The following is an 8,571-nucleotide window of genomic DNA, read 5'->3' as shown; positions in this document are numbered from 1 at the left end:
ATGGGAGACAACGGAACGGCGCCCTCGCGCCCGCGCACATCCAGGGAGACCAGCGGGATGAAGACGGACACCCCGACCGCCGAGGCCGCGCCGCCCTGCGCGGCCGTCCGCCGCGGCCGTCCGCGCAGCGAGGCCGCCGAGCTGGCCATCTTCACCGCGGTCGAGGACCTGATGGCCGGTGGTGCGACGCTGTCCGAGCTGACCATCGAGGGCATCGCCACCGCCGCGGGCGTCGGCAAGGCCACCATCTACCGGCGCTGGCCCAACAAGGAGGCCCTGCTGGTCGACGTGGTCAGCCGGCTGGAGATCGCGATGCCGGAGCCGACCGGCGCCAGCGCCAGGGACGACCTGGTCGAGATGATCGACTACATGCGGCGGCGCGGCCTCGCGAAGCGCAGCCGCTGGATCCTCAAGGCCGCCTTCGGCCAGATGCACAGCCTGCCCGAGCTGCACAACGCCTACTACGAGCGCGTGGTGCGGCCCCGGCGCGCGGCGGCGCTCGCGCTCGTGCAACGCGCCGTCGACGAGGGCGTGCTCCGCGCCGACCTCGACATCGACCTGCTCGGCGACCTGCTGATGGGCCCGATCCTCTACCGCAGCATCCTGTGGGACGACTCCGACCTGGAGGACCCGGAGCTGGCCGCCAAGATGATCGACGCCCTGCTCGACGGCCTCTCGCCGCGCGCCTGAGCGCCGGTTCGTCCCCGTCCGGTCCCGATCCGTTCCCGCCCGCCCCCCGGCGTGGCCTCGCTCACCAAAGCGGGCCACGCCGGAACCCGCTCCGGCAGACCCGCGTCTGTCCCGGCATAGGCTGAGCCGGGATGCGATCAAACCGGCACCAGTCCGGCACATAGCCCATACCCAGATGGGCCGGCCCCCACGGGCCGGGCGGCGGACCGGCGAGGGCACGAGCGAACGGGAGCCACGGATGACGCAGGCGGACAGGACCGACCGGGTGAGGGGCGAGGAGAGCGCCCCGGCCCCCGCGGGCGCCGCGCCCGTCCGAGGGGACCTGGGCGGCCGGTTCCTGGGCCTGCGCCGGTGGGGCCGGGACGGGCGCGGTGCCACCACGTGGCGGCGCGGCCTCGTCGTGGCCGCGCTGGCCCTGCTCACCGGCCTGCTGCTGGGCTTCCACGCCGACGTGCCGAACAGCCCCGGCAACTTCGGCAGCCTCCTGGAGACGTTCCTGCCCTGGCTCGGCCTGGCCGTGCCGGTGCTCCTCGTGCCGGCCCTGCTGCGGCGCTCGGCCACCGCGCTGATCGCCCTGCTGGTGCCGGTGGTGCTCTGGGCCAACCTGTTCGGCGGCCTGCTCACCGACAAGAGCGGCGGCAAGGGCGACTGGACGGTGGTCACCCACAACGTGGCCGCCGGCAACACCGACGTGCCGGGCACCGTCCGCGGCCTGGTGGACTCGGGCGCGCAGATCGTCGCCCTCCAGGAGCTGGCCGGCAAGGCGCTGCGCGGCTACGAGACCGGTCTCGCCCCCGCGTACCCGTACCACGCGGTCGAGGGCACCGTCGGCCTGTGGTCGAAGTACCCGATCGCCGACGTCCAGCCGGTGGACCTCAAGATGGGCTGGACCCGCGCCTTCCGGGCCGAGGTCACCACCCCGCAGGGCCCGGTCGCGGTGTACGTCGCGCACCTGCCGTCCGTCCGCCTGAAGGCCGAGGGCGGCTTCACCGTCGCCCAGCGGGACGTCAGCGCGCAGGCCCTCGGGGACGCGATCGAGGCCGAGCGGCTCAAGAAGGTGCTGCTGCTCGGCGACCTCAACGGCACGATGAACGACCGCAGCCTGGCGCCCGTCACCTCGCAGATGCGTTCGGCGCAGGGCGCGGCCGGGGACGGCTTCGGCTTCAGCTGGCCGTCGTCCTTCCCGATGGCGCGGATCGACCAGATCATGAGCAAGGGCGGCCTGCGCCCGGTCGACTCCCGCACCCTGCCCCGGGACGGCAGCGACCACCTCGCGGTGGCCGCCGCCTACGCGTACAACTAGGGCGTGTCCTAGCCCCTGCGCCACCGGTTGGTGATCGGCAGGCGGCGGTCCCGGCCGAAGTTCTTGACCGAGATCTTCGGGCCCGGCGGGTACTGGCGCCGCTTGTACTCGGCGGTGTCCACCAGGCGCACCACCCGGTCCACGACCGCCGGGTCGAAGCCGGCCGCGACGATCGCGTCCCGGCCCTCGTCGCCCTCGATGTAGCGGGCCAGCACGCTGTCCAGCAGGTCGTAGTCGGGCAGCGAGTCGGTGTCCACCTGGTCCGGGCGCAGTTCGGCGGACGGCGGCTTGCGGATCGTGTTCTCCGGGATCGGCGGCACCTCGCCGCGGCGCTCGGCCTCCTCGTTGCGCCAGCGGGCGAGGCGGAAGATCAGCGACTTGTAGACGTCCTTGATCGGGCCGTACGCGCCGACCGAGTCGCCGTACAGGGTCGAGTAGCCGACCGCCAGTTCGCTCTTGTTGCCGGGCGCGAGCACGATGTGCCCCTCCTGGTTGGAGATCGCCATCAGCAGCGTGCCGCGCAGGCGGGACTGCAGGTTCTCCTCGGCCAGGCCGGTCAGTTCGGTGGCGCCCAGGTAGGCGTCGAACATCGGGGCGATCGAGACCGTCCGGAAGTGCAGGCCGGTGCGGCGGGCCAGGTCGGCCGCGTCGTCCTTGGAGTGCTCGGAGGAGTAGCGGCTCGGCATCGAGACGCAGTGCACGTTCTCGGCGCCGATCGCGTCGACCGCGATCGAGGCGACGAGTGCCGAGTCGATGCCGCCGGAGAGGCCGATCAGCACCGAGCGGAAGCCGTTCTTGGCGACGTACGCCCGGGTGCCGGAGACCAGCGCGGCCCAGATCTCGGCCTCGTCGGAGATCCGCGGCGCCACCTCGGCGGCCAGCTTCTCGGCGGGGACGGGCCGCGGCCCGCCGTCCAGTTCGGTGCGGACCAGGTGCAGGCCGTCGCTCAGCAGCAGGCCGTCGGTGTGGTCGCTGCCGGCGGCGGGAAGGTCGAGGTCCAGCACCATCAGGTGCTCCTCGAACTGCGGGGAGCGGCCCAGGACTTCGCCGTCCGCGCCGACGACGACCGAGTCGCCGTCGAAGACCAGCTCGTCCTGGCCGCCGACCATGTTGACGTACGCCAGGGTGCAGCCGGCCTCGGCGGCGCGGCGGCGCACCAGGTCGAGGCGCTGGTCGTCCTTGTTCCGCTCGTACGGCGAGCCGTTGATCACCAGCAGCAGGCCGGCCCCGGCCTCGCGGGCGGCGGTGACCCGGCCGCCGTCCTGCCAGATGTCCTCGCAGATCGCCAGGGCGACGTCGACGCCGTCCACCCGCAGCACCGGCAGCTGGTCGCCCGGGACGAACCAGCGGAACTCGTCGAACACGCCGTAGTTGGGCAGGTGGTGCTTGGCGAAGCGGGTCACCACCTCGCCCCGGTGCAGCACGGCCGCGCAGTTCTGCGGCGAGCCGGCCGGGCGGCCCAGGCGCGGGGAGGCGTGCTCGGAGCGCCCGAGGTAGCCGACCACCACCGGTACCTCGCCCAGCCCGTCGGCGGCCAGCCGCCCGGCCAGTTCGACCAGCGCGGCCCGGGACGCCTCGACGAAGGAGCGGCGCAGCGCGAGGTCCTCGACCGGGTAGCCGGTCAGGACCATCTCGGGGAACGCGACCAGCTGGGCGCCGGCGTCCACGGCCTGCTTGGTCCAGCGCACCACCTCATCGCTGTTGCGGGCGAGGTCACCGACCCAGGGGTCGATCTGGCTCAGGGCGAGACGGAGATTGGGCATGGCTCACAGTGTAATCGTCGATCTGACGCAATGTCCTGGCAGGGGGTCGGCGGGACGGCGGCGAGGGGGACGGCAGGGGGGTCGGCACTGCCGTCGGGGCCGATGATCGGCCATGATGGGGGCAGTCGCTTCCCCTGGGTCTTTCGGGGGTCTTCCGCGCGTAACACGAGCGTAAAGAGCAGAGGTGAGACTGTCCCCATGGGCAAGCAGCAGCAGTTCGTGCTTCGGACGCTCGAGGAGCGTGACATCCGGTTCGTCCGGCTGTGGTTCACCGACGTGCTCGGGTTCCTCAAGTCGGTCGCGGTGGCGCCGGCCGAGTTGGAGCAGGCCTTCGAGGAGGGCATCGGCTTCGACGGGTCGGCGATCGAGGGCTTCGCCCGGGTCTACGAGTCCGACATGATCGCCAAGCCGGACCCGACCACCTTCCAGATCCTCCCGTGGCGCTCGGAGACGCCGGGCACCGCGCGGATGTTCTGCGACATCCTGATGCCGGACGGCTCGCCCTCCTTCGCCGACCCGCGCTTCGTCCTCAAGCGCACCTTGGAGAAGGCCTCCGAGCAGGGCTTCACGTTCTACACGCACCCCGAGATCGAGTTCTTCCTGCTGAAGAACTTGCCGGGTGACGGCACCCCGCCGATCCCCGCCGACCAGTCCGGCTACTTCGACCACACGCCGCGCGGCGTGGGTCACGACTTCCGCCGCCAGGCGATCACGATGCTGGAGTCGATGGGCATCTCGGTGGAGTTCTCCCACCACGAGGGCGCGCCCGGCCAGCAGGAGATCGACCTGCGCTACGCCGACGCGCTGTCGACGGCCGACAACATCATGACCTTCCGGCTCGTCATGAAGGAGGTCGCGCTGGAGCAGGGCGTGCACGCGAGCTTCATGCCGAAGCCGTTCTCCGACCACCCCGGCTCGGGCATGCACACCCACCTCTCGCTGTTCGAGGGCGACCGCAACGCGTTCCACGAGTCCGGCGCCGAGTACCAGCTCTCGAAGGTCGGCCGCTCCTTCATCGCCGGCCTGCTGAAGCACGCCGCCGAGACCGCCGCCGTCACCAACCAGTGGGTGAACTCCTACAAGCGCATCTGGGGCGGCTCCCAGCGCACCGCGGGCGCCGGCGGCGAGGCCCCGTCGTACATCTGCTGGGGTCACAACAACCGCTCGGCGCTGATCCGGGTGCCGATGTACAAGCCCGGCAAGCAGGGCTCGACCCGGGTCGAGGTCCGTTCGCTGGACACCGGCTGCAACCCGTACCTCGCCTACGCGGTGACGCTCGCGGCCGGCCTCAAGGGCATCGAGGAGGGCTACGAGCTCCCGCCCGGCGCCGACGACGACGTGTGGGCGCTCACCGACTCCGAGCGCCGCGCCCTGGGCATCCAGCCGATGCCGCAGAACCTCGGCGAGGCCATCGACCTGATGCAGCGCAGCGAGCTGGTCGCCGAGACGCTCGGGGAGCACGTCTTCGACTTCTTCCTGCGCAACAAGCGCCAGGAGTGGGAGGAGTACCGCTCCGAGGTGACGCCGTTCGAGCTGCGGAAGAACCTCCAGGTGCTGTAGGGCCCGTTCCACGAAGAGGTCCGCCCGGCGACGGCCGTCGGGCGGACCTCTTCGCGTTACTGCGTTCGGGGGACAGACGCCGCCGCGGCGTGTGTCGGCTTGCGGTCGGGCGGGACGGGGCGCTGGAGTGGCGGCCGGTCCGGTGGCGGCGAGGGGAGTGGGGATGGGGCGGGCGGTGGCCCGGGGCGTCGGGGACGTGCTGCTGACGTTCGGCCTGCTGGTGGCGCTCTTCGCGGTGTACGCGCTCTGGTGGAGCAACGTGGTGTCGGACCGGCAGGCGGACCGGGCCGCCGGGCGGCTGCGCGACAGCTGGTCGGCCGCCGTCCCGTCCGCGCCCCCGCCGGCGGCCGCGGAGACCCCGGCACCGCTCCCCGGCTGGGGCCGGGGCGACCTCGGCTTCCTGCACGTGCCCGCCATGGGCCGGCACTACCAGGTGCTGATCAGGCCGGGCACGGACGAGGAGACCCTGGCGGACGGCGTGGCCGGTGTGTACACGTGGCCGTACCGTTCGGTGCCGCCGTGGGAGGGGGAGGGGAACCTCGCCCTCGCGGCGCACCGGGACGGCCACGGCGCGAGGTTCCACGACCTGGACCGGGTGGGTCCGGGCGACGCCCTGGTGGTCGAGACCAGGGACCGCTGGTACGTCTACCGGGTCGACGGCGTGCTGCCGGAGACCTCGCCGGACGACGTGGGCGTGATCGCGCCCGTCCCCGTCGGCTCGCCGTACCACGCGCCGGGGCGCTACATCACCCTGACGACGTGCACGCCCGCGTACACCTCGCTCTACCGGCTGGTGGTCTGGGGGAGCCTGGTCCGGGAGGAGGCGATGGCCCCCGGGCGGGTGCCGCCGGTGGAACTGCGCTGAGCGGGGGCCGGGGCCGGGGGGTGTTCGACGCTCAGCAGGTCGACCTCCATGGTGACGGGGTCGGTGCGGGACGCCGGGGCGTGGAACGTCCCGTCCCCGATCGAGAGGTTGAGGATCAGGTAGGCGGCGAAGTCCGGCCCGACGCCCGTCCCGTCGGACCACACCGGGGTCAGCCGGTCCCGGGACGGGCCGACGTACCAGGTGTCGTTGTCGGCACCGAGCCGGACGGCCACGTACACCCAGCGTTCGGGGCCGATCTCCGGGCCGGAGTAGACGGTGCTGGCCAGGCGGACGTGGTTGACGAACTCGATCCGGTCCGGGTGGTCGGCGTACCACTCGAACAGGTCGAGCTCGTTGGCGCCGTCCCGCCAGGTCCACATGCAGGGCCAGGCGCCGGTGTCCGCCGCGGGCAGCCGGACGTGCACCGTCACCAGGTCGCCGGTGTGGAGCTGGAACCCGTCGCCTCCGGAGCCGCAGGAGTCGCCGGTGGTCAGCAGCCCGGTGTCCCAGGCGCCGTCCGGGCGGTGGCTGGCGGTGATGGTCAGGTGCCCGTCGGTCGTGCTCAGGGCGTCCTGGGTCAACCGGTCGAGTTTCCAACTGTTGGGGTTGTCGGTGCAGTGGGCGTACGCACCGCTCTTCCACCCCCACCGCTGGCCCGGTCCCAGGTCCGACGTGGCGAACCGGTCCAGCAGGACGGTGGTGTCGTCCGACCGCGGAGCGGCGGGTGCGGCCCCGGCGGGGACGGCGGCCAGCAGCACGGCGGTCGTCACCGCCGTCGCCAGCAGCATGCGGATAGCCATGCCGCCCAGGATCCAGGCCGGACGACCCGTCCGCGCACGGGCGGAGCCATCCGGATGAATTCCGGGAGGACGCCCCGACCGGCGGGATCCGGATTGGTGTGTTAATGCCCCGGGCCGTCCGGTTCGTGGTAGAAAAAATGCGGGTTTATGGCGGTGGCCCGGTGCTCGCAAATTCCTTCGAATTCGGCACGAATTTCACCGAAGACAAAGTCGGACAACTCAGTGAGGAACAACTATGTACGGACTCGCTCACACCGGCGTCGCCTCGCTGGCGCTGTTGGCGACCGGCGGTGCCGCCGCCGCGATCGGCGCGGCCGTGAAGTGGTTTTCCAGGCGGTGACCGAATCGCTGACCGTCCTGATTCCGGCCTGCAACGAGGCGGACTTCATCGCGGACGCGGTGAGGTCCGCCTTCGGCCAGACGGCGGGCCCGCGGACCGTGCTCGTCATCGCGGACTCCTGCACCGACGACACGGCGGCGATCGCCCGGCGGTGCGGCGCCGACGTGCTGGAGGTCGACCGCAGGAGCAAGCCGGAATCGCTCAACCTCGCACTCGCGCAGGTGACCACCGAATTCGTGGCCCTGCTCGACGCGGACAGCTACTTCGCCACCGACCGGACGCTGGAGACCTGCCTGGAGCGCATCCGCGCGAAGGACTACGGAGGCGTCTGCATGTCCGTCACGCCGCACAGCGTGAAGGGCGTGTTCCAGCGCTCGCGCACGATCGAGTGGGCGGCGGCCCACCGGATGTCCCGGACGGTCGAGTCGTGGCACGGCTGGGTCGCCGTGCTCTCCGGCTGTGCGGGCGTGTACCGCACGGAGGCCGTCCGGGCGGTCGGCGGCTGGTCCACCGACAGCCTCTGCGAGGACGTCGAACTGGCGCTCAAGATGAACCGCGCCGGACGGAAGGCGGGATTCGTGCCCGGCGCGTACGTCTGCGTGCGCGACCCCGGCACCTGGTCCGTCTACTGGGCGCAGACCCACCGGTGGGCGGCCGGCTGGGCGCAGGCGCTGTACAAGCACCGCGGCCTGTTCTTCCGCAGCTGGGGGTTCACCCGGGTATTCGGCGCGATGCTCGTGGACAGCACCCTGATGGCTTTCGGATACCTCTCGCTGCTTTATCAGCTGGCCACCAGGTTCACGCATTTCGACGCATTCCGGTGGATGGGTCTGTGGTTCCTGGTGATGGTGGCACTGACGTTCGGGACGGCCGCCCTGCAAATCGGGATCCGACGGACCCTCGGCTGTTATCCGGCGTATCTCGTGGTGGGCACCATGGGCACCGTCGTGTCCCTCTGGGTGATGTTCCGGGAATGGGTGCTGGGCCGGCACCTGACCTCCTGGACGGGCCGCCAGGGACGCCGGGTCGAGATCACCCGGATGTCGGAACGCCGGCGGTTGGTGCTCACCCTTGCGGGTGGTTGTGCGGGCCTCGTCGGAGTGCTCTCCGGCAGCCTGCTCGACCGGGAGATCCTGGTTATGACCGGCGCCGCCGCGACCGGTTCGGTCCTGCTGTCGGCACTGCTCTGGCACCTGGTCAACCGGATGCCGGAGCGAGCCTGACACCGTGTCGACCGCCCGCGCCACGGC

At 71.8% G+C, this 8,571-nt stretch carries 7 protein-coding genes; 5 read left to right on the top strand and 2 right to left on the bottom strand.

Features of this window, described 5'->3' with window-relative positions:
- Both AB0O00_RS23030 and AB0O00_RS23025 read left to right on the top strand, forming a co-directional pair.
- On the top strand, positions 1–690 hold a 690-nt coding region (locus tag AB0O00_RS23030), incomplete at its 5' end, for a TetR/AcrR family transcriptional regulator (RefSeq protein ID WP_363654625.1).
- 238 nt (positions 691–928) lie between these two features.
- Positions 929–1,993: an endonuclease/exonuclease/phosphatase family protein gene (locus AB0O00_RS23025; RefSeq protein ID WP_363654623.1), complete on the top strand. Its 1,065-nt coding sequence runs from the start codon at positions 929–931 to the stop codon at positions 1,991–1,993.
- Positions 1,994–2,001: 8 nt separating this feature from the next.
- Here the strand turns inward: AB0O00_RS23025 and AB0O00_RS23020 are convergent, their stop codons facing one another.
- Positions 2,002–3,756, bottom strand: a complete 1,755-nt coding sequence (locus AB0O00_RS23020) for an NAD+ synthase (RefSeq protein ID WP_363654621.1) — start codon at positions 3,754–3,756, stop codon at positions 2,002–2,004.
- Between the two features lie 198 nt (positions 3,757–3,954).
- On the opposite strand from AB0O00_RS23020, the gene glnA reads away from it, so the two are divergent.
- Both glnA and AB0O00_RS23010 read left to right on the top strand, forming a co-directional pair.
- A complete protein-coding gene (glnA, locus tag AB0O00_RS23015) occupies positions 3,955–5,316 on the top strand; it encodes a type I glutamate--ammonia ligase (protein ID WP_329930938.1) in 1,362 nt (453 codons plus the stop codon).
- Between the two features lie 163 nt (positions 5,317–5,479).
- Entirely contained in the window at positions 5,480–6,181 is a 702-nt protein-coding gene (locus tag AB0O00_RS23010) for a class E sortase (RefSeq protein ID WP_363654619.1), read from the top strand.
- Here AB0O00_RS23010 and AB0O00_RS23005 read toward each other — a convergent pair.
- Positions 6,100–6,981, bottom strand: coding sequence for a beta-glucanase (locus AB0O00_RS23005; protein WP_363654617.1), 882 nt, complete (start codon positions 6,979–6,981; stop codon positions 6,100–6,102). The two genes, AB0O00_RS23010 and AB0O00_RS23005, sit on opposite strands and share 82 nt — an antisense overlap.
- 336 nt (positions 6,982–7,317) lie before the next feature.
- On the opposite strand from AB0O00_RS23005, the gene AB0O00_RS23000 reads away from it, so the two are divergent.
- Entirely contained in the window at positions 7,318–8,544 is a 1,227-nt protein-coding gene (locus AB0O00_RS23000; protein ID WP_363654615.1) for a glycosyltransferase family 2 protein, read from the top strand.
- The last annotated feature ends 27 nt before the right edge of the window (positions 8,545–8,571 follow it).

Origin of the sequence: Kitasatospora sp. NPDC093558 (assembly GCF_040683475.1) — a bacterium.
In the GTDB taxonomy this organism is placed as follows: Bacteria; Actinomycetota; Actinomycetes; order Streptomycetales; family Streptomycetaceae; genus Kitasatospora.
This window is presented reverse-complemented; position numbering and strand designations above follow the sequence as displayed.